Origin of the sequence: Rickettsiales endosymbiont of Stachyamoeba lipophora, from assembly GCF_003932735.1 — a bacterium.
Classification (GTDB): Bacteria; Pseudomonadota; Alphaproteobacteria; order Rickettsiales; family 33-17; genus RICK01.
Window position 1 is genome coordinate 1,391,725 of sequence record NZ_CP033611.1, and the last position, 23,083, is coordinate 1,414,807.

The window sequence follows — 23,083 nt, forward strand, 5'->3', positions numbered from 1 at the left end:
ATTGACTTATAAACAAAGAATATTTACATCTGTTGTTAACGATTTAGTTGTAATTTTAAGGAAGTTAAATCATGAATATACTTAATCTCGATAATCTTATAGTAATAGCGTATTTGCTGGTTACTTTAGTGGTGGGTATTTATAAAGGTAGGAATATCAAAACCTTTAAGGAATATGCAATCGGTGATTATAAATTTTCTAATTCTGCGTTGGTTGCCACTATTACTGCCACCTGGCTTAGTGCTGGTTCTGCTATAGGAACTCATGAAAAAGTATATCAATTTGGTATTGTGTGGGTTGTTATATTTTTGTTTGGAGTAGTAGGAATATTTCTTTTTCAATTATTAGCACCGAGAATATATAAATTTAAAGGTCATTTAAGTGTTAGCGAAATTATAGGCACTTGGTATGGCCCTCAAGCAAGAGTGATTGGTGGAATCTGTGTAGCTTTACATAGCATTGGCATGGTTGCAGCTCAAGTGGGTGCTATTGGTTATGTATGCCATGAGTTTTTTGATTTATCACCCATGATAGGCATTCTAATTGGTGCCGGTATTGTGGTAATATATTCATCGTTTGGTGGTATTAAGGCGGTAACCTATACTGATATAATCCAGTTTGCTTTCTTTATGGTGGCTATTCCTTTAATTGCTAATATTATGCTGATAAAAGCTGGAGGATATAGCGGGTTACTTGAGAAAGTACCGGCAGAGCATCTAAAAATATTCCCTAACTATGGCAGTGTTAGTGAATATTTATTTTTATTTTTATTTTTTGCAATTCCATTTTTTGACTCTTGCTTGATTCAAAGAGTTTTAATGGCAAAGGATAAGGAGCAAGTGGTAACTTCATTTAAATCTACTGCATTAGTAATGATTTTATTTTATGTGTTGTGTGGTTTGATTGCTTTATCGGTTAGAACTATTAATGCTGATCTTAATCCTAATAATGTATTATATTATACTATCAATAATTATTTACCAATGGGAATTAAAGGATTGGGTATTGCAGGGCTTTTAGCTGTAGTGATGTCTACTGCTGACTCATATCTTAATACCTCAAGTATTGCTATTATTCATGATGTTGTAAATCCGTTGCGTAAATCCTCTCTAACTAGCAGGCAAGAGTTGTTGGTTACTAAGTTTACTGCTATACTTATAGGTAGTGGTGCAATATTAGTAGCTATTAGTTTTAAAAGTATATTGCAGATAATAATTAAAGCTTGGATAATATGGGCACCTATAATGGTTGTACCATTATATGCGACATTTTTAGGGATTAAATCTAATTCTAACATATTTAAACTGAGTGCCATAGCAGGGATTGCTACTGTAGTAATATGGTTAATATATGATATTGAAGCTAAAACCGGTATAGATAGCATGATACCATCATTGTTTGCTAACCTGATAGCATTCAGTAGTGCTTCTCTTTATTACCATAAATATGCACCGAAAAAGCTTAATAAGCCTATTATGCCTAATCAATTGCCGAGCTATAAGGAAGCCAGGGTAGCAAAACTTAGATTGCAAAGTTAATAGGTAAATATTAAATTCATTAACAAATATTAGTTATATTTTAGTTAATAAGCAAATTATCATTGATAGTCTAGTAAACATTAAATATATTATTAGCTACCGTTAGTAACTAATAATATATTTAATCGTGCATTTATTGAATATAGATAACTTTATAGTCATTTCTTATTTAATTTTAACTTTAATTATTGGCATAATTAAAGGCCGTAATATTAAAAGCATTAAAGAATATGCCATTGGAAATTTTAACTTTTCTACGGCTGCTTTAGTAGCAACCATCACTGCGACATGGCTAGATGCTGCTGCAGCTATAGGTGCTCATGAAAAAATATATCAATTTGGGATTGTTTGGATAATTATTTTTATGGGTGGAGCTCTGGAAATATTTTTATTTCAATTGTTAACCCCAAGAATTTATAAATTTAAAGGTCATTTAAGTGTTAGTGAAATTTTGGGCACGTGGTATAGCCCTAGAGCAAGGATAATTGGTGGTATTTGTGTAGCATTGCATAGTATAGGCATAATAGGTGCCCAGGTTGCTGCTATAGGGTATGTATGCTATGAATTTTTTCATATATCCCCAAGTATTGGTATGTTAATAGGTGCGGGTATTGTAGTGATTTATTCTTCCTTAGGTGGTATTAAGGCAGTGACAATTACTGATATGATTCAATTTGCATTTTTTATGGTAGCCATTTCGGTTATTGCCAATGTATTGATAATGAAGATAGGCGGATTTAGGCAATTGATTAATCACGTGCCGGCTGAGCATTTAAAATTATTACCTAGTTATAACAATCCAATAGAATATTTGATTTTATTTATATTTTTTACTATTCCTTTCTTTGATTCGTGCATAATCCAAAGGGTGTTAATGGCGCGTGATGAAAGGCAGGCTGCTACTTCTCTTAAAGCTACTGCCGTAGTGATGGTGGTGTTTTATGTGTTATGTGGTTTAATTGCTTTATCGGTAAGGGGTCTTAATGCTGATTTAAATCCCAATGATGTTTTATATTATACGATCAATAACTATTTACCTGCTGGTATTAAAGGATTGGGTATTGCAGGGTTGTTAGCGGTTATTATGTCGTCAGCTGATTCTTATTTAAATACCTCAAGTGTGGCGATAATTCATGATGTAATTACCCCATTGCGTAAAACATCTTTAAGTATAAAAGAAAAATTATTCATTACTAAGGTAGCCTCTCTAATTATTGGTAGTGGAGCTATATTAGTAGCAATTAGTTTTGAAAGTATAATTAATATCATAATTAAAGCTTGGATTGTCTGGGCTGCGATAATGGTGGTGCCGTTATATGCGGTGTTCTTTAATATTAAAGCCAATTTTCAAATATTTTTATCGGGTGCTTTAGCTGGTATATCAACTGTAATTATTTGGATTATATTTGATATTGAAGCTAAAATAGGAATAGATAGTAATATTCCAGCATTATTTGCTAACCTGGTTGCTTTTATTGTTAGTTCGTTTTATTATCATAAATATGCTTCGTATAAGTTGTATATTCCTTTGTATATAGAGGAAGAAGTAACAACAAACTCAAGAGGCTTTTTAAATAAAATTCGTTATCTAGAATCATTTTTTATGAATTACTATAAATATTTGCCTACTATTAACAATCTTGCGCGGTTATCTAGAATAAGGGTCCATTATTATGGAGCTCAATATAAGCTATTTGGAAGTTTTGCGATAGCTAGTTTTTTAATTCCTTATTTTATGTGGTCGGAGTCTTCAACAATAACTATCATGAATCAAGAGATATCAGTGATTTTACGGTTCATAGCCTGCGTATTAGCTTTTATGCTAGTTATTCATGATATGTGGGAAGTAAAATTGCAAAGATATCTGCCTTTATATTGGCATTTTACTTTAATGTATTGTTTGCCTTTTATGACCACGTTTTTATTCTTGTATAATGAGGGCTCAATAGAATGGTATATCAACATGGCTGTGGCTTTATTTTTGCTAGCATTGCTTGTGGATTGGCAAACTTTTATTGCGATGATAACAGGAGGAGTTGGTTTAGGGTATAGCTTGTATGTGTGCTTAATGGCTCAGGAAAAGCTTAATTTGATATTTAGTGATCTGCACAAATGGCACTTATTCTTGTATGTTGCGATTATACCTACGTTGGTGGGTATGCTTTTTGCTCGTAACCGTGAATATATTCAAAAAAGAGTGGTAGAAATTTTAGATTATAAAGTACAAGAAAGAACTGACGAGCTAGAGAGAGCTTTAGTGATAAAAAAGGAATTTTTATCTAATTTAAGCCATGAAATAAGAATTCCGGTAATGGGAATTATTAATTACAGCCAAGGCCTTTACGCGCGTTGGCCTGATTTAACTGAAGAAAAAAAGCTGGAGATCTTACAAAAGTTAGATAGTACAGTAGAAAGATTCTATAGTTTTGTAGATAATATTATGGATATGTCAAAATTTGAAAGTGGCACTGTGGAATTAAATCCATCTCAAATTAATCTTGAAGAATTAATCCAAGAGGCAATAATTGAATCTAAATCCTTACCATTTAAACAGGAATTAAGTATTAGCTATAAAAACGAAGCTGAAACTCCAATGATTGAAGCGGATCGTGCCAGAATAAAACAAGTTTTACATAATCTATTGGATAATGCCATAAAATATACTAATAAGGGTATGATCGACATTAGCCTCCAGGAAGGTAAAGAGCAAATGGAGGATGGCAGTATCATAAGTGGTATTAAGGTTTCAATTGCTGATGAAGGAATGGGTATACCTGAGGATGAGTTAGAATTAATTTTTGATTCTTTTTCACAAAGCACTAGAACAAAAACTGGCGCAGGAGGTAGGGGCTTAGGATTATCTATCTCGCGAAGAATTATTGAAGCTCATTGCGGTAAAATTTGGGCACAACCTAATAAAGATAAAGGAGCTATACTTAGCTTTATTTTAACTAGGAAGTTATAATTGTACCCTAGCTTCCGGCTTTGAAAGCAGGTATAATAACTTTTGAAATAAAATTGTTACGTAGATTAAAAAAATTATAGACTTTTTATTTTTTTGTATTACTATCACAACCATTATTTTATTTTTGGGGCCCGTAGCTCAGTGGTTAGAGCTGCCCGCTCATAACGGGTAGGTCGCTGGTTCAAGTCCGGCCGGGCCCACCACCTATAAATAAGTATTCCTACCTGTAGAATTTTAATGAAATCTATCTTTTCTTATATATTAAACCTAATTCTTTTTTTGGTTGTTGTTTCCCTAATAATGTTTTTAAAGTTAGTGGGCTTTAAAGTTAGTTCATTCATTGGAAAGTATATTGGGTTATTGGTTGGTAGGTTTCATAAATCTAATAAGGTTGCTTATAGCAATTTAAAGATGGTTTTTCCTTATAAATCTGAATCTGAAATAAAAAAGATTATAAGAGGTATGTGGATTAACTTAGGTAGAAATTTTGCTGAATTCCCTCTTGTTTCTTCCGTTGATAGCCAATTTATTAAAAATAACATTGATAATAATGATTTAGAAAAACTCCAAAACTTTCTTAAACAACATCCTAAAATTATATTAATTTCTGCTCATTTTGGAGCATGGGAGCTGGCACCAAAAGTTATTGAAATGCTCAATATGCCAATTTATTTAGTTTATAGGCATTTAAATGTTAATTTATTTGAGAGGCTGGTCGCCTTTTTAAGGGGTAAATATGTGAGTGGAGTTATTCCTAAGAAGGTAACTGGTGCAAGAAAGCTTATAAATATTTTAAAAGAAAATGAACAAGCAGTTTTATGTATGCTTATGGATCAAAAAATGAATAATGGAGTGGATGCTAGGTTTTTTGGTAGGCTTGCTAAAACTTCTTCTTCGGCAGCAGAGCTTTCTAAAAAGTTTAACATACCTATCGTTATGGCCAATATTAAAAGAATAGGCGACTCAACGAAATACCAAGTTAATATAGATCCCTTTATTACTACAATTCCAACTAACAATGAAGAAGTCCTACGTCTTACCCAGCAAATTAATGATATGTTTGAAATATGGATAAAAGAAAGCCCAGAACAATGGTTTTGGGTGCATAATAGATGGCCAAAGTAAATATTTAATAATTTGCAATAAGATAATTGAAATTCCTTTAAAGCTTCTATAAGATCAATTCACTTTTTAGTAACAAATTTTTATATTAATTATAGTCTATTATGAAATGTCCATTTTGTGGCTATGAAGATACCCAAGTTAAAGACTCACGCTCTAGTGAAGATGGTATGACCATTCGTAGAAGGCGGGTATGCTCTAATTGTAATGGTAGATTTACTACTTTTGAAAGAATTCAATTGCGTGATATTACCGTGGTTAAGAAAAGTGGTGAAAAAAAGGTTTTTGATCGCGATAAAGTTTATAAATCCTTACAAACAGCTTTAAGAAAAAGAAATGTTAGCGGGGAAAAAATTGAGCAGAAAGTTAATCAGATTATTATGAAGCTTGATGCTTTAGGAGAAAGTGAAGTTACTACTACAACAATAGGAGAAATGGTAATGGAAGCATTAAAAGAGTTAGATCAAATTGCTTATATTAGATATGCCTCAGTATATCGTGATTTTTGTGAAGTAGACGATTTTGAACAGTTTTTAAAATCCATAAAAAAGAAAAAAACTCCTAAAAAAAGCAATTAATCTTCATGAATACATGCCTCCTAGCAAATGATGAATATTGGATGAATATCGCTCTCTCATTTGCCAAGGAAAATATTGGGTTAACAGGAGTCAATCCTTCCGTTGGTGCGGTAATTATTAAAGATAATCAATTATTATCTTATGGAATAACTCAACCTGGGGGTGTTCCACATGCAGAAATAGTAGCTATCAACAAATTAACTCAAGATGAATTAAAAGATGCGACGCTTTACGTAACACTTGAGCCATGTACGCATTACGGTAAATCTCCTCCATGCATTAATAAAATCTTAGCATCTAATTTTGAAAGAATTGTGATATCTACTCTTGATCCTAATCCGTTAATTAACGGCCGGAGTACAGAATTGTTAAACAATAATGATATCAAATTTACAGTAGGCGTTTTAGAAAACAAAGCTATAGAGATAAATCAAGGGTTTTTAAAAAGAATTAAAACAGGAGCTCCTTTTGTTACAGTGAAGGTGGCAGTAAGCCTAGATGGCAAGATAGCAACTTATAAAAATCATTCTCATTGGCTATCTAATGAATATTCATTAAAATTTGCTCATTTACTTAGATTTAGAAGTGATGCCATTATGGTAGGCAAAAATACTTATCTGATTGATAAACCCAAGCTTAGCTGTAGGCTGCCGGGAATAAATGATAAAAAGTTACTTAAAGTTACATTAGATAGGAATCTAAAAGAATTATATCCATCTGATGATAATTTAATTGTATATACTCTAGCTAAGTCTAACCAAAAGAATATAATTTCTTTAAATGAAGAAAATTTTTTAGAAGACGTACTAAATGATTTAGGAGCTAGAGGCATAAATAATTTATTAGTAGAAGGAGGTGGGAAGCTTATTACTTCATTACTAAAATGCAATTTAATTGATAAGCTGATTTTAGTAACAGTACCTATTATAATTGGTAATGATGGAATTCCAATGATAGAAAATCTTCAAATTGATAAAATTAATAATAGTTTTAGATTAAAAAATATTGAAACTTTTAATTTAAAAGGCGATAATATCCAAACATTTATTATTGAGAACAAGGAATAAATATGTCTCGTAGAACTACTAAAAGCTCACTAAAAAACTTTTTACTTGTCACTGTTACTGTAGTTGGGGTGGGATATTTTATAATAGATTATTTTCCTCAATTCAAAAGGCAAGATAATGCCCAAATAAGCCATGATTTAAATGAAGAAAAAATCAAAGAATTAGCACGAGTTGTAGCTAAAGAGGTGGTTGAAGATTTTATTCGTGATCATCCTGAAGAGATTATTAGTTCAGTTGAAGCTATGCAAAAGAAAAAATTTGAAGAAAGAGCTCAACAAGTTTCATCTTTGATTAAACAAAATCTTCCTGCATTGCAAAATAAAGCTACAGGAGCAGTTCAAGGGCAAGTAAATAATCCTAAACACATAATTGTTCATTTCTATGATTATAATTGTGGTTATTGCAAAAGTGCTGCTGATATGATTAAAAAGGTAGCGGAAAATCACAAAAATGTATTAATAATCTTTAGAGATTTGCCAATACTTGGTCCTAATTCCATTCAGCTAGCAAAAATTGCAGGTGGAGTGAAAAAATATAAACCGGAAAACTATGCTAAATTTTATTATGAGTTGTTTGAGCAAGCTGATAAATCAGCAGATAATATTAAAGCTTTGGCGGTAAATTTCGGAGTTGATAAACAACAGCTTGAAGAGTATTTAACTTCTAGTGAAGCACAAAATTATGTTAATCTTAACCAAGAAATAGCTAAAAAAGTGCAAGTAATGGGAACTCCTTTTATTGTGGTTAATGATCATGTTTATCATAATCCCCTTAGCTATGATGCAATCAAAAGTGAATTAAAGTAAATTTTATTTTTGGAAAAGATTTAGCTGCTAGTTGATTTAAAGCCTCCAATATTAAATATTGGAGGCTTTAAATATTGTAATATAAAAAATAAGGCTTAGTCCCTAATAAAATTCTTTAAGGAATTGTTAAGCTTCTTAAGCAGTGCTTTTTTGGATAACCAAATAAAATGCCACTAGGTCTCACGTTTCAAGAATAAATTAAAGCTGTTTGTAGGGTATCATTATATTTCCTCTATATATAGAGGCGTCTAGTTTGATTCTGGAAGGTTGTCTTTATACCATTAGTAAAATAAGATCAAAAAGTTCTGAATGATTACTCGCATAATGTTGTAATTTAGAGATATCAAAAGTTAGCAACCAGCAAATTTATGTTATCAGGTTTTACTGTATTAGTGTAAGGTTGTAGATTTACTATCAACAATTATTTGTATATAAATTTTTGCCACCCTATTTTAGTATCCAAATACCCTAATCTCCAGCTACATCTCTACATCTATGTTACACTTGTGCTTATCTTTACTAATACTTTTGAAATAACTTTTATCACAAGTGTAATATTTTCATAAAATTGTTTGCTACTATTTGGCTATTTGAGGGTAATCTTCTTTTGCAATTTATAAGAAATATCTAACCGTTGAATTAGGGTAAATATCTAATTAGTATTGTTGTGGTTTCTAGCTAAAGTCACTACAGCAAGAACAAGATATTTTTTTCTTAAAGCTTAACCATGCTTTAGTAATTATAATCTCCTAACTTATTTAAAGTCAGGCGCCAGCCACAAAATAATATTACAGAATATAATTACTAGTAATTATTACTAGCAATTTCATCCAACGTAGCTTGTTCATTTTTATTAAGCTTTTCCAGCAATTTTTGTTTATGTTTAGCTATTAAGAGTTCTATTTGTTTAATAGAGGCAAATTTTTCTTGGATGGTATTTTGGACTTTCTCAATCCTGTTTTGGCAGGCATTCATGGCGTGTTGCTTATTTTCAATATCTTTATTAATTTTGATAAGATAATGGCTATAAGCTTTATTTAAAAGATAATTATTATTTAGATTTTGAGATTCATTATATTTATCTTCGGTGAGATGATTTAATTCTATTTTATACTTATCAAAAAGATCTTGCTGTATTTTAAGTTCTATTAATATTTGTTCTAATTCTTCTTTGTAAAGCTTAAGTAATAATTCTAGTTTTTTTATTTGCATGTTGCCTTTTAAGTTCAATCGCAAGTATAAGTATATTACTAATTACCACGAATAGTCCACCAATTATACTGGTTAAATCCGGGAAGTTACTATTAAATAAAAAGTCGGTTAGAAGAATCCAAATTAGATAACTATAATCATAAGGGGCTATAGTTAAAGCGCTGGCATATTTGAGTGCCATTGCATAAAAATATTGTCCTATTGCCGCCAGAAAACCAACCAGTACAAACAATAAGGCAGAGGACTTATCTAGCGGAACCCAGTTGTTTATTAAAAATGGTGCAGTGACTATAAGTAATAAGATATTAGGATAAAAAATAATTGCTAAGGGGTCATCTTTAACGGTTAGCTTTTTAATAAGAATCTTGCTAATTGCGGCAAGAAGCGATCCAAGTAGAACTATAACTGCACCAAACCTTAACATGTTATCTATGCCTGGTCTTAGAGCAATTATAATGCCAATAGTTGCAAGTATTACAGCCCATAGATGATAGCGTTTTAACTTTTCATTAAGAAAAATAGTTGCAAGTATAGCGAAGAATATAGCGGATGTGTAGCTAAGTGATGAACTTTCAGCTAGTGGCATGACACTAAATGCATAAATATAAGCAAAAGTTCTACCGCAGCCGATTATAGAGTTAGCCAAATGATAAAGAATTTTATTAGTTTTAAGGGGATTTGAAAAGGTTTTTGTATATGCTATAAGGCTAAATGCTATTAATGGAACAATTCTACCCAGTGATCTTAAAAAAGTAACTTGGGCTATTCCAAATTGATAATTTTTGAAGAAGTATTTTATTAATGCATCAGAGAACGCATAAAAAATTAGGGATAATATTACAAAAATTATCCCTATAGTTTGATCACGATTATAGATACGCTTGGTAGGTTTGTTCATTACTTCAATGGTGGCCAGACCCAGAATCGAACTGGGGACACAAGGATTTTCAGTCCTTTGCTCTACCAACTGAGCTATCTGGCCTTATTTGTTAAAGTTAACTAAAAAGGTCACCAAATTTTTTATTGAATTCTTGAATGTTTGCATCAGCAGAGCTTGCTTCTATACGTGCATCTGGATTCCATGCAGGATGCTTAGCTATTGATTTTTCTGCAAAAAATTCTGCTTTGTTATAAGTTGAATATGATTCAATATAACTACCATCAGGAAAAATGAATTTTACAAGTCTGGTATCTGGATGTTGTGCCATTTTTTTCAAACTTTATTGGTTTATCTAAAGTTTAGTTTTATACATAAAACTTTGTTGCTTGGCAACAGTAATCTTCATATTGTAGCAAAATTTATTTGAAAAGTAATTAAAACCCAATTGTGCTCCCATAAATTACGATAAGAGCACAAGTAAGAACGGTAAATACTACACTTACCATAAAGATATCAAAGTAAGATTCCTTGTGCTTTAGACCGCATATGGCAAGCAAGGTTATTACCGCGCCGCAATGAGGAAGTGTATCTAAACCACTAGAGGCAATAGTGCTTAAGCGATGAAGTATTTCAGGATTTATTTTATAGGTTGTGGACATTTCGGCAAAGCTGTCTCCTAATGTTTGTAAAGCTATACTTAAGCCGCCAGAAGAGGAACCAGTAATACCTGCTAAAATATTGACCGAGATAGCAATTTTGGCTAATGGGCTGGCGGAGAGCATTGCAAGCATGCTTTTGATAATTGCAAAACCAGACAAAGATGAAATAACTGCGCCATACCCTACCTCTGAAGCGGTATTAAAAATCGGTAAAAATGAATTACTTACGGCTTGTTTAATATTTTCTGATATAGAGATCAGTTTTTTACGTACAATTATTAGGGTGTAAAAACAGGTGATAGACATAGCTGCTACAATTGACCAAATTCCTTTAACTGCATCAATTTTAATTTTACCAAATTTTTCTTGAGCAAGGTAGGCAGTGTCCAAGCTTGGAATTATAAATTCGTTAAAAGCAAAGTTGCTAGCTAGCATTAAAATTATAGGACTGATTGATAATATAAAGTTAGGTTGTTTAGTTTTTTCATTCATATCTGATATATATTGATGTAATCCATAACCTTCGCCTTTTTGCTGTGCAAGCTTAACCCGGTAGTTAATCCAGCCTACTCCTAGGCTACACATGAGTAAGGATGAAATAATGCCTAGTAAAGGAGCTGCATAAATATCTGTACCAAAATAAGGCATAGGAATTGCATTTTGAATTGAGGGAGTTCCAGGCAAGGCAATCATGGTAAAGGTAAAAGAACCTAATGCTATACACGCTGGAATTAGACGTTTCGGTAAGTTGCTGTTATGAAACATATTATTAGCAATAGGATAAACAGAAAAAGCCACCACAAATAATGAAACGCCTCCGTAGGTTAAAATGCTACAGGCAAGTACTATCGCCATAATAACAAACCTACCTTTAAATGCTTTTAATACGCTTCCGGCTATACAAGCTGCAAATCCACTTTTATCCATTAAAATTCCAAAGATAGAACCAAGCACAAAAACAGGAAAGAAATTTGTAATAAAACCTCCTAACGCTTTCATAAATATTTGAGTATAGCTTGCCAGTATTGGTTGGTCTCCTGAAAGTATTACAGCCAATACTGAAATTAAGGGAGAAACTACGATAACTGACCACCCACGATAAGCGAGATACATTAATAAAATGAGTGAAATTAAAATAGGTAATATTTCCATGGTTTTCTCAAGTAATAATTAATTTGTTATAAATGTAATGGTTAAAAAAAGGTTATTCAAATAGATTTTTAAAAAGTCGCAAAATTTTTTTGCAACGTTAAAAAAAATAAATTTTTATCATTGTTGCCTAATCTAACTTTGTTAATTATGTATTTAATTGCGCGCAACTATTAGTTTAATTCTGATTTGTGAGAAAAAATGGTACGAACATTAAATACTAATTCAGTTTATGTTAATTATATAGCCGATAATATTAGATCTTTTGCAGCTACTACTAAAGGTTTAGTTAATAACCTTATAAAAAACAGTTCAAATACTATCTATCGAGCCTATCGAGTTATTTTCTTACGTCATCCTTATTTAACTGCCTTGGGAATAGTATTAACAGGAGGAGTTCTGATATGGCGAGGTTTTAAAGGGCAAGAACTAAGAGAGGAAATGAAAAAGCCAGTTAAACCTAAACAAAAATTAAAGAGCGATATATATGCAAAAGAACATCCAATCGAGCTGACTTTCCAAGGCATCGTTAATATTGCGAGACGAGCTATAAAAAAGCTTTATTATATGGTTACAAGTAGGAAAGAATTTGATGTTACAGTTTATGATACAGCGGTAGCTATTAAAAACTCACCATATGAAAGCAAGGAGATGATTAAGCGTAGGATAGAAGATTTGAAAACTACTTTAAGCTGGAATTATGAACAAGAGGCTACCAACCAACTAGTCAGAATTGCTAAAGGGGTAAAAGTCTTCCACGGTGAAAAGCAACTATTAGAACTAATTAAAAAGACTAGGTTATTTAAAATTGATGCTGATGGTAGGCTGCAGAGGAAAGGCGCAAAAAATAAATCTCACTTTGTAGTAAGAGATGATGCTAAGGAAAGATATGCTAGCTTAACTTTAGAAGGTAAAGCTGTTTGTGAGGCTGTAGCTGAGGTTACAACTAAAGCGGAAATTGAGCGCGGAAAATGTAAAAAGTCCAAACCATTTAGAGAAGCTTTTCAAAATATTATAAGGCAGCAATCACCTAAGCAGCAAAGGTAGTTTAATTATTGTGATAAAATAACGCAAATTTTTTGCGTTATTTATCGTTTCTAGATTGTACAATTTTTTAATAAAATTAAACTGTCAAAAAGAATTATAATAATAGTGTGTACCTATCAATTTTTCTTTAGCTGTTTAATTTGTTGTAATTTTGTTTTAATTTCTTGTTCGCTTAAAATTTCACTTAAAATAATAGGCTTTTCTATATCCTTATAAAACAGTGCATAAAAAGGTAAGGCAGCTCGATTGTAATGATTGATAAACCGAATAATTTTCTCATTTTTTATACTTAAATCTCCCTGCATAATTAAAATATTGTTTTCTTTGAAATAGTTGTGCATTTGCTTGCTGTCTAACACAGTTAGCCTATTGACTTTACAAGTTAAGCACCATGAGGCGGTAATTTCTACTAAGACAAGACTGTCATTATTAAGCAATGATCTAAGCTCATTAGTATTAAATTCTATTATATTTGATTGAGGCTCATTAAAGCGTTGAGTTTTTAAATTTATTTGGGGAATTAGTATAAGAGTTAGAAGGAGCGTTAACTGAAAAAATTGCTTTAATAATTTTTTAATCCTGGATAGCGTGCATATAATAAACAAAGCTAATATTAACATTGAACAAACAAATGCTATTTCAGCTACTTGAGTATAATAAATATAGCTAAGCCATAGGGTTGTGATTATTAATGCTAGAAAGGATAATTTTTGAAATAAATTACCTAATTTAAATAGTTGGTTGGTTTTAATTTTTGATGTTGGGTAATAAAAGTTTAAAAGTAAAATAGGGGTGCTAAATCCTAAACCTAAGGCTAGAAAAATACTTACGCTTTCTAGATAGCTGCTAGTTAAGCTATAGCCTAATGAAGCTCCAATAAACGGAGCTGAACAAGGAATGGCAATTAAAGTTAAGACAAAACCTTCAAAAAAATTCTGCAATTCACGTGATTTAAGTTTATTTAATAAATTGTTTATAAAGCTTGGTAGATGGGCAAACATTTTTCCTTTCATAATTAGAAGAGAAATAACTAAGATCATTATTATGAACATTACAAACAATGGATTTTGAAGCTGCATACCAAATAAAAACTCTTGTTGGTGTAGCCTTAGAAATATTTGTAATAATGCAATAGCAAGCATAGAACTTATTATGCCAAATGAGTAAAATAAGCTGGATTTAAAATTGCGAGAATTACTTAAATGGCTACATTTGAGTAATATAACCGGTAATATACAAGGCATTAGATTAAGAATGATTCCTCCAATAAAACTTAAAAATAATATATAAAATATATTATTAGAAGGCGATTGAAGCTTAATGGTATAAATGGGCTTAAATTGCTCAGCTTGATTATTATATAATAAGGTAATAGGAGGGCTTTCTTTAATTAAATTTTGTATAGTTTGATCAAGATCTCCACTAAACAAGATCTCTCCTGTGATTTTACTAGGGGTTATTTTAAGCTTGCTACTTATATATTTATTTGATTCAATTATCAGATCATTAACAGCATTATAGTTCTCTAGCTCAAATAAAATTTTATTAAATTGAGAATAAATTGTGAGACTAATTTGAGTAGCAGTATCTTTAACTAATAATGGCTTAATATTATTTAACTGTAAGTTATACTCGCTAGAATTAATGATTTTTGGCTTAATGGTTTGCTGCTCATACAAGCAATTTTTATTACATATAGCATATTCAATGTTTAGTGCTTTAAGAGGATCGAGCTCCTTAATTAAAAAATACGCTTTATCATTATATATAAAACTATCATAGCCATTAATTATGTTTCTTCGAGGAATAGAATATTGCAAATCTAAAGCCTTGCTATCTTGCAATACAAGAGGAGGGGTACCAAAAAAACCAGAAGATTTATAATAAATTTTATAGCCATCATTTAATTTGAAATGAATAATAGCTTGTGAATTATTAGGGCTACTTAAAACCTCAATTGAAGCTTTGTAAGAGATAGACTCTGCATAAGATATATTTACCAGTAATAACCAAACAAAAAAGCTGGTGACAATCCTAAGAATCATAAAATATTTTGATAGAATTTATTATTAGCTCAATTATTGCTAAGTAAAATGAAATTGTCATGTCTTTAATCAAGTAAGCTGCTAGCTATTATGCTGGCACTGAATTGTAAAAGAAAGCATACCTGTTTTAGTGAATATAATCCTGGCCATTAAGTGTATCTATATAGCTTTTATAAATCAATTCTTGATGGCGGCAACATGATCAGTAATGAAACAGACCTTTAATATACTTAAGATTATGATCAGGTTCATTAGAGAATTCTTGGCGATAAATTGGGTTATAATCATGTAACTCATAGCTGTCCTAACTGCCACATTGATCAATAAACTGAAATTTAAGATAAGTAGATTTTCAATTAAACTGCTCAGGATTCAAATCTTCCATTTCATCGCCTGATTAAATGGAATCTGCAGGCTGATCATCTAGCTTGCCATTCTAATGGAGTTGTATAATTCGATCAGTTATTTTACTACCTTAGAGCATTTTATAATCAGTGATATTGTGTATTCGATGATTTAATCCTGGTAATGCCTGCCTTGGTTATTATTGCCACGTTACTATATTATATAATCAAAATCAGCATGATAATAAACAGTTGTGCCAACCCAAGCGGTAGGAGTTAGATGAGTTAAAATTTCATTTATTAAATAATCTTGCTCTAGCTGAGCCAACTCTTGTTTGTAAATAGGGTTTGGATCATAAAACTTTAAAGTACAAAAATAGTTTTCCTTGATAAGGTATTGCACCGTATTTAAATTATTTTCCTGAAGATATTGAAGAGGTTTAAATTCTTCACTTTCTTGGCCGGTACTATTAAAGCTGATAGGTTTTTGGTTTTTTATTTCTTCAGTATAAATAATTTTATTATTATTATAGCCTTTTACCAAAGCTGAAAAATCATTATTTTCAATATTATTAGCAAATGAAACATCAAAATGGTATTGCATTAATAACTCTTAATAAAAATAAAATTATATACAGAATTGTGTTTACTTATGACAAACTTAATTAGTTGATATAAGTAGTTTTTTAATCAAACCAAAAACCTAAAAAATTTATTTAGTAATAGTATTTAAGCAATTAATGTTATGAAAAATATAATGCTCACCATGGGATGTTACATTACCGCCGGATTCAATAGCAAACAATTTAAACTGATCACATGTTCTCTGATTTGGAGTTGCAAAAGCATCAAACTTGCCGCTTGCAAAATAAGCGACGTTTAATGACACAGCACCTAAATTACGATATTTAAAGGTAGAAGAGAGTGGTTCAGTACCTGAAATCATTAAATCGTTACTATCACTACGTGTAGAAACCCGTAATCTTCCTGAGTTGTTTAAAGCATCAGTATAAATTTCTCGCCATGCACCACCACCTTTTTCACATATATAATTTTCTTTTAAAACCGGGCAATCAACTAATATGCAAATTGTTTCAAACTGATCCTGTAAGCTAAGTTTTTGCATTATTATAGTGGTAGTAAAGAGTGGAATTCCATGTTCAAAATTGGCGTATCCATCGAGAGGATGAATAATAAATCTTATATTGTCATCACCAGGTATTAATACAGATTCATCTGCAGCTAAAATTGCTGCATCTTTTCTGCCTTTATGTAATTCTTCAATTAATATTTTACTTATACGATCTTCGCACTTAGCAGCAAAGTTTTTAGTACCACTTTTAGATTGCTGTAAATGTTCCATTTCTAAAAAATCACGAATTGTAAAGCGATTAGCTTTACGACTAGCGTTGCTTATAACATTAATAATAGCTTCATTTGCAAATTTCATAGCTATTTTGCTCTCTCAACATAACTTACGTCCTCAGTTCTCACTACCACTTTATTACCTATTTCAATAAATGGTGGTACCATAATTCTAAGGCCATTGGTAAGCAGAGCTGGTTTATAAGAAGAAGCTGCAGTTTGCCCTTTAATAACTGGTTCACATTCAGCAATTTCGCATATTAAGGTAGCAGGAACTAAAGCAGTAATAGGATCATTTTCATGCATTTCTATAGTTAGCATCATTCCATCTTCAAGGAATGCTAATTGTTCACCTAAAAGGGTAGAATCCATATTAAATTGATCAAAGGTTTCAGGATTCATAATAACTAGCTTATCATCTTCTTTGTAAAGATATTGCATTTGCATTTGTTCTAATCTTACTCTTTCAACCTTATCAGAAACACTCCACCTTTCTCTAATTTTGGTGCCAGTTTTGATTTCTTTCATTTCAACCTGTACATAAGCACCGCCTTTACCTGGTTGGGTATGATCTGGGTTTTTAGTTACGACATATAATTTGCCATTAATGAGTAGTACGTTGCCAGCTTTAATGCTGCTTGCTAATTCCATAAAGTTACTCTTCGTTAAAATTGGTTGCTTGGAATGGATATTTTTTTAATAAATTATTTATTTTTTGAATTTTTTCAACTCGATTATTACTATTTATATTAAATGTTTGTGGAAAAGCTATAAAATCAATTCCGCTTGCTAAACATTTATTTAATTCTTCTTCGTTCATATGATCGGCTAGAAGTAAAGATTGGATAACAGTTAAATTGTTCCAAGTCTCTAATAAACTTAATAATTCTTCTAAATTATCTTGGTATTTAAAAGCTATTACATCAGCTCCGGCATCTCCGGCTAACATTGCTAAATCATACGAATTTTTACAATCACAAATTACAATAGTTTCTTTATTCTTTCGTTTTAATTCTTCAATTTTTTGTAGCAAAGTTTTTTCATTGGGCTCATCTAAATAAATTCCTATGCTAGCTTTAGAGTTAATATTGTTAACAATTGTACAGATAGGAAATAAATTATTTTGATTAGCAAAATTTAAAAATTCTATTGTTGGATTATTACTTAAATTCCATATTACTTCAATTTCAGTCTCTTTGAAATCTTTAGGGGAGAGTAATTGTTTTTCAGTATTAATAGTATAAATTAATTTAGGATATAATTGCTCCATTATGTTACATTTTACCTAGATAAATATTGGTAAGGTCGGTAAACATTTTTAAAGCTTCTTCTCTAGGACGTTGGAATGCATTTCGACCAATAATAGAACCGTTACCATCCCCTTCATTAATCGCACGGGCTTCATTATAAACATCAGCCATGGTTTTACTTGCGCCACCGGAAAATACTACAATCCTCCTACCATTAAAGCATGCTCGTTTTACATGAGCAATACGTTGAGATAAGCTGGAGATATTAATATCGTGGATTTCTTCAAAAACTTTTTTGGCTTCAGCTTGCGTTATATGTGCAGTGGGAGGTTTAACTTTAATAATATGGGCTCCTGCTAAGGCTGCAATGTGGGCAGCATAGCTGATTACATCTATGGCTGTTTCATCATCCTTAGTTAAGTCCCCACCGCGTGCATAAGACCAGATTATCACAGCAAGTCCATAAGATTTAGCTTCTTCTGCCATTTCACGAATAGTACTAATCATATCTAATGAAGCATCCGAACCTGGATAAATAGTAAAGCCAATGGCTGAGCATCCTAACCTTACAGCATCTTTAGGGCTTGAAGTGATAGCTTGATCAGGAACTGCCTCTTTACGCATTAATGAATTGGAGCTATTCACTTTAAGGATTAAAGGAATTTGTCCTGCAAAAGTTTTCGCTCCTGCTTCAATCATACCTAAAGGTGCTGCATAAGCACTTAAGCCTGCATCAATGGCAAGTTTGTAATGATAATGTGGATCATAAGCCTGTGCATTGATTGCAAAGCTGCGGTCAGGACCATGTTCGAAGCCTTGGTCTACTGGTAAGATTATTAATTTCCCTGTACCTCCTAGTTTGCCATGCATTAAAATACGACATAAATTAGCTAAAGTGCCAGGATTATCAGATTCATAATAGTCAAGAATTTGCTTAACTTTTTTGGTAATACGCATGATGTAATAATTTTAAGTTATTGGTAATGAAATTAAACAATATGCTAAAATTGGCAACTAGTTTATCAGGATTAATTAGAAATTGTAAAACCTAGAGCATTCCCAAATTTATAATAAACTAAATATAAAATTTTAAATTGTTTAAGCTCAATGTGTTATATAAAAATTTAGTGCTATGTAAATTTATTAATTTCAATAGCACTAAATATAAATAACTTTATGTATAATAGCTATATTATTGTACCTGACTGCTATCAGCTTGGTCTTTTTTATAAAGAGCAGAAAAATCAATAGGCTTTAGCATTAATGGAGGAAACCCACCATCACGTACTATATTAGACATTATTGATCTAGAATATGGAAAGAGTAGGGTGGGACAATAAACCACCAAGAGGTTTTCATAATATTCTTCAGGAATTTCATTCATGTCAAATACCCCTGCATAATCAAGTGTAACAATAAAAATTACTTGATCATTTTCTGGTGATTTGGCGGTAGCTTCAATCTTTAAAATAACTTCAAAATTTTTTTGATCTAATCTTTGGATATCTAAATTAACATCTAAATTTATTTGAGGAGCTTCGCTTTGCAATAAACTAAAAGGTGATGCAGGGCTCTCAAAAGACATATCTTTTATATATTGAGCGTTTATTTCAATATTATATTGATGATTCTCAGTCATGATATTTTCCTTGTTAAATTATTTTTTAAATTATGTGTATAAATATTAATTTGGCTGAGGTATTAACTTGTAAAAATCGTTTGCCAGCTAAGCCATAAAAAAATACATATGATGGTAATGATTATAGTTAAATATCTAGCTAGGCATTCAACCATGTTTGTTTTGTTATTGCTCTTGCCTTTGGCGTTTAGGTAGTTAATATTTTCATTTAGCTTCATGAGCTCATGCTGAATTGTATCAATTTTGGCTAATAATTCTTGATAAGAGTTGTTATTTTCCATCTGTTGTACTCCTCAAAGTTCCTCTATATATTAATTATTATCATGTTGGACGATTAACAATGTTTTGTTAGCCGTAGTTGGTCTACATAATATTTAAATTCATCAATAATTTCAGTATATAGTTTTTTCTTAAAAGGCACAATAAGTTCTGGTAGGTCTTCTATTTTTACCCATTGCCATTCGTTAAACTCAGGATGTTCAGTGTTAATATTTATTTCTGAATCTTTTCCATAAAATTTAAATAAGAACCATTGTTGCTTTTGCCCACGATATCTACCTTCCCATAGTTTTGGAATTAAATTATCTGGTATGTCATAATAAAACCATAGCCTGCTTCGGCTAATAAGTTTTAAATTATTATTTACAAGTCCGGTTTCCTCCTCAAGTTCTCTAAATACCGCCATATCAGGAGATTCATTTTCATCTATGCCCCCTTGTGGCATTTGCCAGGCATCACTTTTATTGTCAATTCTCTTGCCAACAAAGACTTTATTTTCATGGTTGAGAACCATAGCTCCAACCCCTGGTCGATAAGGTAAAGTTAAATATAATGCTTCATTTAAATTCATTATGCTAGTTCTCTAATTCGGATATTTTACTTAAAATTACACTATCATCATTTAATAAATCATCAAGCCACTTTCTTAAAGTTGTAATGCTTATTGGATATGGTCTTAAGACAATAAGTGCTTTGCCATTTTTTTTAGCAAGAGTTACGGCTTCTTTTAGTTTTTCGCCAATTGGTATCTCACCTAACACTTCATCTGCTAAAATATTTGCAGATAAATATTTTATATTTTGGGATTGAAAAAGGTGTTTGGTATAAGAAGGTAGTTCTGGATTTAAATATAAAATTTGTAAATTTTTCGAAAGAAGCTTTAATAAAACTTCAGCCGCCTGCTTGCTGGCGGTAAAACTTTCTTCGCCAAAAACATATATGCCTTTAACTTTTTGAAACTGTTCTAAGTTAGTACTCAAATTCTTTAAATTATCTTCAAGAGAGGTGTAGGATAATAAAGCTAAATAGCCATTATCCATTGTTGAATCAAGGCTTTCAAGTGGTAAATGCGCATATACTTCATGACCCTTTGAAACAAATAACCCTTCCCACTCTGCGAGATTGTTAGCATAAGAAGAAATACCAATAGCAATTTTTTCAGGCAAATTAGAAGCCTCATTACTAGTTAGGCGTGATAACCCTGTATTAATAATGATAACTGCAATTTTTGAAGGCTGCTTTTGAGCTGGTTTGCTGCTAATATTGTTGTTATTAGTTACCGCACCATAAGTTACATCTTTTTTATCATTAGCTGGTGGGTTGACCGGTTGGCCATCCAAGGGTTGTTTGATATTTTGGTTGGTTTCGGGAGCAAGCTTAATACTGTCTTTATGAAGTTTAAGCTTATTAAGATTTAAACTAAAAACAGGTACTTTATATGCTTTATTATCTATAACAAATTGATCGCCAGTATAAACTAACGCTACTTTGTTGTTATTACGAAAGGCTTTTTGAATTACATAAGGCTTTTGTATATAGAAATATCCAAATACTATCGCTATATTTAGTAATAATATTAATAAGCTAATTATAATCCCCATCTTACGGGTAATGGTGGAGTGAATCCAAAATTCTTTCATTGTTATTACTTCTTACTCAGTTGATTAAATATAGACCATGATTTAATTACATCGATAGCCCTCGCTAGCTGGAAATCTTGTTCATACTTATTATTGACAGAAGTTTGTAATAATTCTTGATATTTAGTATTTTTTTCATCCACTCCTTTTAAATGCTTTTTTAGTACTGCTTCATTTAAATGAATTTTTGGTTTGGCGAATTTTTCGATCTTAGCTTGTTCAACTACAATATCAGGAGTAATTCCTTCTGCTTGAATTGAGCGTCCTTTAGGGGTGTAATATCTAGAAGTCGTAATTTTCATAGCGCCATTTTGAAGAGGCATAATGGTTTGCACCGAGCCTTTGCCAAATGACTTGGTTCCCATTACAATAGCTCTGTTATGATCCTGTAAGGCGCCTGCCACAATTTCTGAAGCTGAAGCTGATCCGTTATTGATTAATACTACTATCGGCAATCCTTCGGTAATATCGTGTTTTTTAGCTATGTAGTGTTGAATCTCATCAGTATTTCGGCCTTTGGTATGAAGTACTTCTCCTTTGCCAATAAAGCTTTCAGTTACAGCTACAGCTTGATCAAGTAAGCCTCCTGGATTATTACGTAAATCTAGAATTATACCTGAGAGGTCTTTTCCCTTGGTGCTAAATTTAATTTTTTGTAGTTCTTTGTGTAATTGCTCGGTGGTTTTTTCTCCAAAGGTGGAAATTCTTAGATAGGCAATATTATCAAAATTTTCTGATCTAACAGGACTAACTTTAATAATTTCACGAGTAATAGCAAATTCTAACAGTTCAGCTTCGTTTTCGCGATTAACTGAAATTTTGACCGTAGTTTTAGGTTCTCCACGCATTTTGCTAACTGCTTCAGTCATCGACATGCCAAAAATAGGGTTTCCTTCTATGGCAACTATAAGATCACCAGGCTTAATGCCTGCTTTTTCTGCTGGATTGCCTTCAAGAGCAGCAATCACCTTAATTACACCTGATTCCATGGTGACTTCAATTCCTAAACCACCAAATTCACCTTTAGTGCTTTGAGTAAGCTCAGTAAGATCCTTCTCATTTAGGTAAGAGGAATGCGGATCCAATGAAGAAAGCATACCCTCAATAGCTGCTTCTACTAGCTCTTTATCTGTTACTTTTGTGACATAGTTTTTTTTAATTTTAGCATAGGCTTCGCTAAAAACAGAAAGCATTTCACTAGTTTCTTTAGTAACGGTGAGTTCTGAAGGGTTGCTCTTGAAAATAGCGCTGTTGGCTGTATTTATATTAGTTGTTAAAGTGGTAAGCAATAATAAGCTTAAACTAACTTTATTTATCATATTTTTTGTTATATTTAACATTTGTATCTTCATTTTCAATTTGTGGTTTTTTAATAAAATTCGGGTTTTTTATTAAAAAGGTTGTTTTTTAGTTAATTGCTTAATAACAACAACCTTGTTTTTATAACTTTTGAAGCGCAGTGTGACCGAAATAATTACGTTAATACTAGGTTTATTAT

General features: G+C 31.6%; 22 protein-coding genes and 2 tRNA genes. 8 read left to right on the forward strand and 16 right to left on the reverse strand.

The features are described from left to right. Positions 1–71: 71 nt before the first annotated feature. The 7 genes from EF513_RS06375 to EF513_RS06405 all read left to right on the forward strand — a co-directional run bounded on the left by EF513_RS06375 (position 72) and on the right by EF513_RS06405 (position 8,076). Positions 72–1,538 carry a sodium:solute symporter family protein gene (locus EF513_RS06375; protein WP_125216566.1) on the forward strand — a complete coding sequence of 489 codons (1,467 nt, stop codon included), beginning with the start codon at positions 72–74 and terminating at the stop codon, positions 1,536–1,538. 127 nt (positions 1,539–1,665) lie between these two features. Then, positions 1,666–4,503, forward strand: coding sequence for a sodium:solute symporter family transporter (locus EF513_RS06380; protein WP_125216567.1), 2,838 nt, complete (start codon positions 1,666–1,668; stop codon positions 4,501–4,503). A gap of 127 nt (positions 4,504–4,630) precedes the next feature. Beyond that, positions 4,631–4,706 (forward strand) — tRNA-Ile (locus EF513_RS06385). Between the two features lie 34 nt (positions 4,707–4,740). Further along, positions 4,741–5,628, forward strand: coding sequence for a lysophospholipid acyltransferase family protein (locus tag EF513_RS06390; RefSeq protein ID WP_125216568.1), 888 nt, complete (start codon positions 4,741–4,743; stop codon positions 5,626–5,628). Positions 5,629–5,729: 101 nt separating this feature from the next. Then, positions 5,730–6,203 (forward strand): transcriptional regulator NrdR, encoded by a 474-nt coding sequence (gene nrdR, locus EF513_RS06395; RefSeq protein WP_125216569.1) that lies wholly within the window; start codon positions 5,730–5,732, stop codon positions 6,201–6,203. Positions 6,204–6,208: 5 nt separating this feature from the next. Beyond that, a complete protein-coding gene (ribD, locus tag EF513_RS06400; protein WP_125216570.1) occupies positions 6,209–7,270 on the forward strand; it encodes a bifunctional diaminohydroxyphosphoribosylaminopyrimidine deaminase/5-amino-6-(5-phosphoribosylamino)uracil reductase RibD in 1,062 nt (353 codons plus the stop codon). A 2-nt stretch (positions 7,271–7,272) separates the two neighbouring features. Next, positions 7,273–8,076 (forward strand): DsbA family protein, encoded by an 804-nt coding sequence (locus EF513_RS06405; protein ID WP_125216571.1) that lies wholly within the window; start codon positions 7,273–7,275, stop codon positions 8,074–8,076. A gap of 804 nt (positions 8,077–8,880) precedes the next feature. Here EF513_RS06405 and EF513_RS06410 read toward each other — a convergent pair. From EF513_RS06410 to EF513_RS06430, 5 genes are all read right to left on the reverse strand, one after another. Then, positions 8,881–9,288 carry a flagellar FliJ family protein gene (locus tag EF513_RS06410; protein WP_125216572.1) on the reverse strand — a complete coding sequence of 136 codons (408 nt, stop codon included), beginning with the start codon at positions 9,286–9,288 and terminating at the stop codon, positions 8,881–8,883. Then, positions 9,257–10,186: a DMT family transporter gene (locus EF513_RS06415; protein WP_125216573.1), complete on the reverse strand. Its 930-nt coding sequence runs from the start codon at positions 10,184–10,186 to the stop codon at positions 9,257–9,259. The genes EF513_RS06410 and EF513_RS06415 overlap by 32 nt, the downstream gene beginning before the upstream one ends. An 8-nt stretch (positions 10,187–10,194) precedes the next feature. Further along, positions 10,195–10,270, reverse strand: a tRNA-Phe gene (locus EF513_RS06420). A 13-nt stretch (positions 10,271–10,283) separates the two neighbouring features. Next, the gene (locus EF513_RS06425) at positions 10,284–10,496 is read right to left on the reverse strand and encodes a 50S ribosomal protein L31 (RefSeq protein WP_125216574.1); all 213 of its coding nucleotides are present in this window, start codon (positions 10,494–10,496) and stop codon (positions 10,284–10,286) included. A 106-nt stretch (positions 10,497–10,602) separates the two neighbouring features. Continuing rightward, entirely contained in the window at positions 10,603–11,979 is a 1,377-nt protein-coding gene (locus tag EF513_RS06430) for a GntP family permease (RefSeq protein WP_125216575.1), read from the reverse strand. 198 nt (positions 11,980–12,177) lie between these two features. Here EF513_RS06430 and EF513_RS06435 point away from each other — a divergent pair, with 198 nt between their 5' ends. Beyond that, complete coding sequence (locus tag EF513_RS06435; RefSeq protein ID WP_125216576.1) at positions 12,178–13,023, forward strand: hypothetical protein; 846 nt, start codon at positions 12,178–12,180, stop codon at positions 13,021–13,023. Positions 13,024–13,139: 116 nt separating this feature from the next. Here EF513_RS06435 and EF513_RS06440 read toward each other — a convergent pair whose 3' ends face one another. The 11 genes from EF513_RS06440 to EF513_RS06490 all read right to left on the reverse strand — a co-directional run bounded on the left by EF513_RS06440 (position 13,140) and on the right by EF513_RS06490 (position 22,925). Further along, complete coding sequence (locus EF513_RS06440) at positions 13,140–15,068, reverse strand: cytochrome c biogenesis protein CcdA (protein WP_125216577.1); 1,929 nt, start codon at positions 15,066–15,068, stop codon at positions 13,140–13,142. 558 nt (positions 15,069–15,626) lie between these two features. Then, complete coding sequence (locus EF513_RS06445) at positions 15,627–16,016, reverse strand: hypothetical protein (protein ID WP_125216578.1); 390 nt, start codon at positions 16,014–16,016, stop codon at positions 15,627–15,629. Between the two features lie 108 nt (positions 16,017–16,124). Then, positions 16,125–16,862, reverse strand: coding sequence for an inositol monophosphatase family protein (locus EF513_RS06450; RefSeq protein WP_125216579.1), 738 nt, complete (start codon positions 16,860–16,862; stop codon positions 16,125–16,127). Between the two features lie 2 nt (positions 16,863–16,864). Further along, positions 16,865–17,428 (reverse strand): elongation factor P, encoded by a 564-nt coding sequence (efp, locus tag EF513_RS06455; RefSeq protein WP_125216580.1) that lies wholly within the window; start codon positions 17,426–17,428, stop codon positions 16,865–16,867. Between the two features lie 4 nt (positions 17,429–17,432). Beyond that, complete coding sequence (locus tag EF513_RS06460; RefSeq protein WP_125216581.1) at positions 17,433–18,047, reverse strand: hypothetical protein; 615 nt, start codon at positions 18,045–18,047, stop codon at positions 17,433–17,435. A 4-nt stretch (positions 18,048–18,051) separates the two neighbouring features. Further along, positions 18,052–18,984: a class I fructose-bisphosphate aldolase gene (locus EF513_RS06465; protein ID WP_125216582.1), complete on the reverse strand. Its 933-nt coding sequence runs from the start codon at positions 18,982–18,984 to the stop codon at positions 18,052–18,054. Positions 18,985–19,219: 235 nt separating this feature from the next. Next, positions 19,220–19,666, reverse strand: a complete 447-nt coding sequence (gene secB, locus EF513_RS06470) for a protein-export chaperone SecB (protein WP_125216583.1) — start codon at positions 19,664–19,666, stop codon at positions 19,220–19,222. 62 nt (positions 19,667–19,728) lie between these two features. Continuing rightward, the gene (locus EF513_RS06475) at positions 19,729–19,947 is read right to left on the reverse strand and encodes a hypothetical protein (protein ID WP_125216584.1); all 219 of its coding nucleotides are present in this window, start codon (positions 19,945–19,947) and stop codon (positions 19,729–19,731) included. Positions 19,948–20,000: 53 nt separating this feature from the next. Then, positions 20,001–20,516 carry an RNA pyrophosphohydrolase gene (locus EF513_RS06480; protein ID WP_125216585.1) on the reverse strand — a complete coding sequence of 172 codons (516 nt, stop codon included), beginning with the start codon at positions 20,514–20,516 and terminating at the stop codon, positions 20,001–20,003. A 4-nt stretch (positions 20,517–20,520) separates the two neighbouring features. Then, positions 20,521–21,585, reverse strand: coding sequence for a divergent polysaccharide deacetylase family protein (locus tag EF513_RS06485; RefSeq protein WP_125216586.1), 1,065 nt, complete (start codon positions 21,583–21,585; stop codon positions 20,521–20,523). Positions 21,586–21,590: 5 nt separating this feature from the next. Beyond that, complete coding sequence (locus EF513_RS06490) at positions 21,591–22,925, reverse strand: S41 family peptidase (protein ID WP_164503854.1); 1,335 nt, start codon at positions 22,923–22,925, stop codon at positions 21,591–21,593. Positions 22,926–23,083 lie beyond the last annotated feature (158 nt).

What these genes read in the sequence shown, in the direction of transcription:
- ribD (WP_125216570.1), top strand. Translation starts at nt 6,209, where the DNA reads ATGAATACATGCCTCCTAGCAAATGATGAATATTGGATGAATATCGCT.
- EF513_RS06440 (WP_125216577.1), bottom strand. Translation starts at nt 15,068, where the DNA reads ATGATTCTTAGGATTGTCACCAGCTTTTTTGTTTGGTTATTACTGGTA.
- EF513_RS06410 (WP_125216572.1), bottom strand. Translation starts at nt 9,288, where the DNA reads ATGCAAATAAAAAAACTAGAATTATTACTTAAGCTTTACAAAGAAGAA.
- EF513_RS06445 (WP_125216578.1), bottom strand. Translation starts at nt 16,016, where the DNA reads ATGCAATACCATTTTGATGTTTCATTTGCTAATAATATTGAAAATAAT.
- EF513_RS06435 (WP_125216576.1), top strand. Translation starts at nt 12,178, where the DNA reads ATGGTACGAACATTAAATACTAATTCAGTTTATGTTAATTATATAGCC.
- efp (WP_125216580.1), bottom strand. Translation starts at nt 17,428, where the DNA reads ATGGAATTAGCAAGCAGCATTAAAGCTGGCAACGTACTACTCATTAAT.
- EF513_RS06430 (WP_125216575.1), bottom strand. Translation starts at nt 11,979, where the DNA reads ATGGAAATATTACCTATTTTAATTTCACTCATTTTATTAATGTATCTC.
- EF513_RS06390 (WP_125216568.1), top strand. Translation starts at nt 4,741, where the DNA reads ATGAAATCTATCTTTTCTTATATATTAAACCTAATTCTTTTTTTGGTT.
- EF513_RS06485 (WP_125216586.1), bottom strand. Translation starts at nt 21,585, where the DNA reads ATGAAAGAATTTTGGATTCACTCCACCATTACCCGTAAGATGGGGATT.
- nrdR (WP_125216569.1), top strand. Translation starts at nt 5,730, where the DNA reads ATGAAATGTCCATTTTGTGGCTATGAAGATACCCAAGTTAAAGACTCA.
- secB (WP_125216583.1), bottom strand. Translation starts at nt 19,666, where the DNA reads ATGACTGAGAATCATCAATATAATATTGAAATAAACGCTCAATATATA.
- EF513_RS06405 (WP_125216571.1), top strand. Translation starts at nt 7,273, where the DNA reads ATGTCTCGTAGAACTACTAAAAGCTCACTAAAAAACTTTTTACTTGTC.
- EF513_RS06450 (WP_125216579.1), bottom strand. Translation starts at nt 16,862, where the DNA reads ATGAAATTTGCAAATGAAGCTATTATTAATGTTATAAGCAACGCTAGT.
- EF513_RS06475 (WP_125216584.1), bottom strand. Translation starts at nt 19,947, where the DNA reads ATGGAAAATAACAACTCTTATCAAGAATTATTAGCCAAAATTGATACA.
- EF513_RS06425 (WP_125216574.1), bottom strand. Translation starts at nt 10,496, where the DNA reads ATGGCACAACATCCAGATACCAGACTTGTAAAATTCATTTTTCCTGAT.
- EF513_RS06480 (WP_125216585.1), bottom strand. Translation starts at nt 20,516, where the DNA reads ATGAATTTAAATGAAGCATTATATTTAACTTTACCTTATCGACCAGGG.
- EF513_RS06375 (WP_125216566.1), top strand. Translation starts at nt 72, where the DNA reads ATGAATATACTTAATCTCGATAATCTTATAGTAATAGCGTATTTGCTG.
- EF513_RS06465 (WP_125216582.1), bottom strand. Translation starts at nt 18,984, where the DNA reads ATGCGTATTACCAAAAAAGTTAAGCAAATTCTTGACTATTATGAATCT.
- EF513_RS06460 (WP_125216581.1), bottom strand. Translation starts at nt 18,047, where the DNA reads ATGGAGCAATTATATCCTAAATTAATTTATACTATTAATACTGAAAAA.
- EF513_RS06490 (WP_164503854.1), bottom strand. Translation starts at nt 22,925, where the DNA reads ATGTTAAATATAACAAAAAATATGATAAATAAAGTTAGTTTAAGCTTA.
- EF513_RS06415 (WP_125216573.1), bottom strand. Translation starts at nt 10,186, where the DNA reads ATGAACAAACCTACCAAGCGTATCTATAATCGTGATCAAACTATAGGG.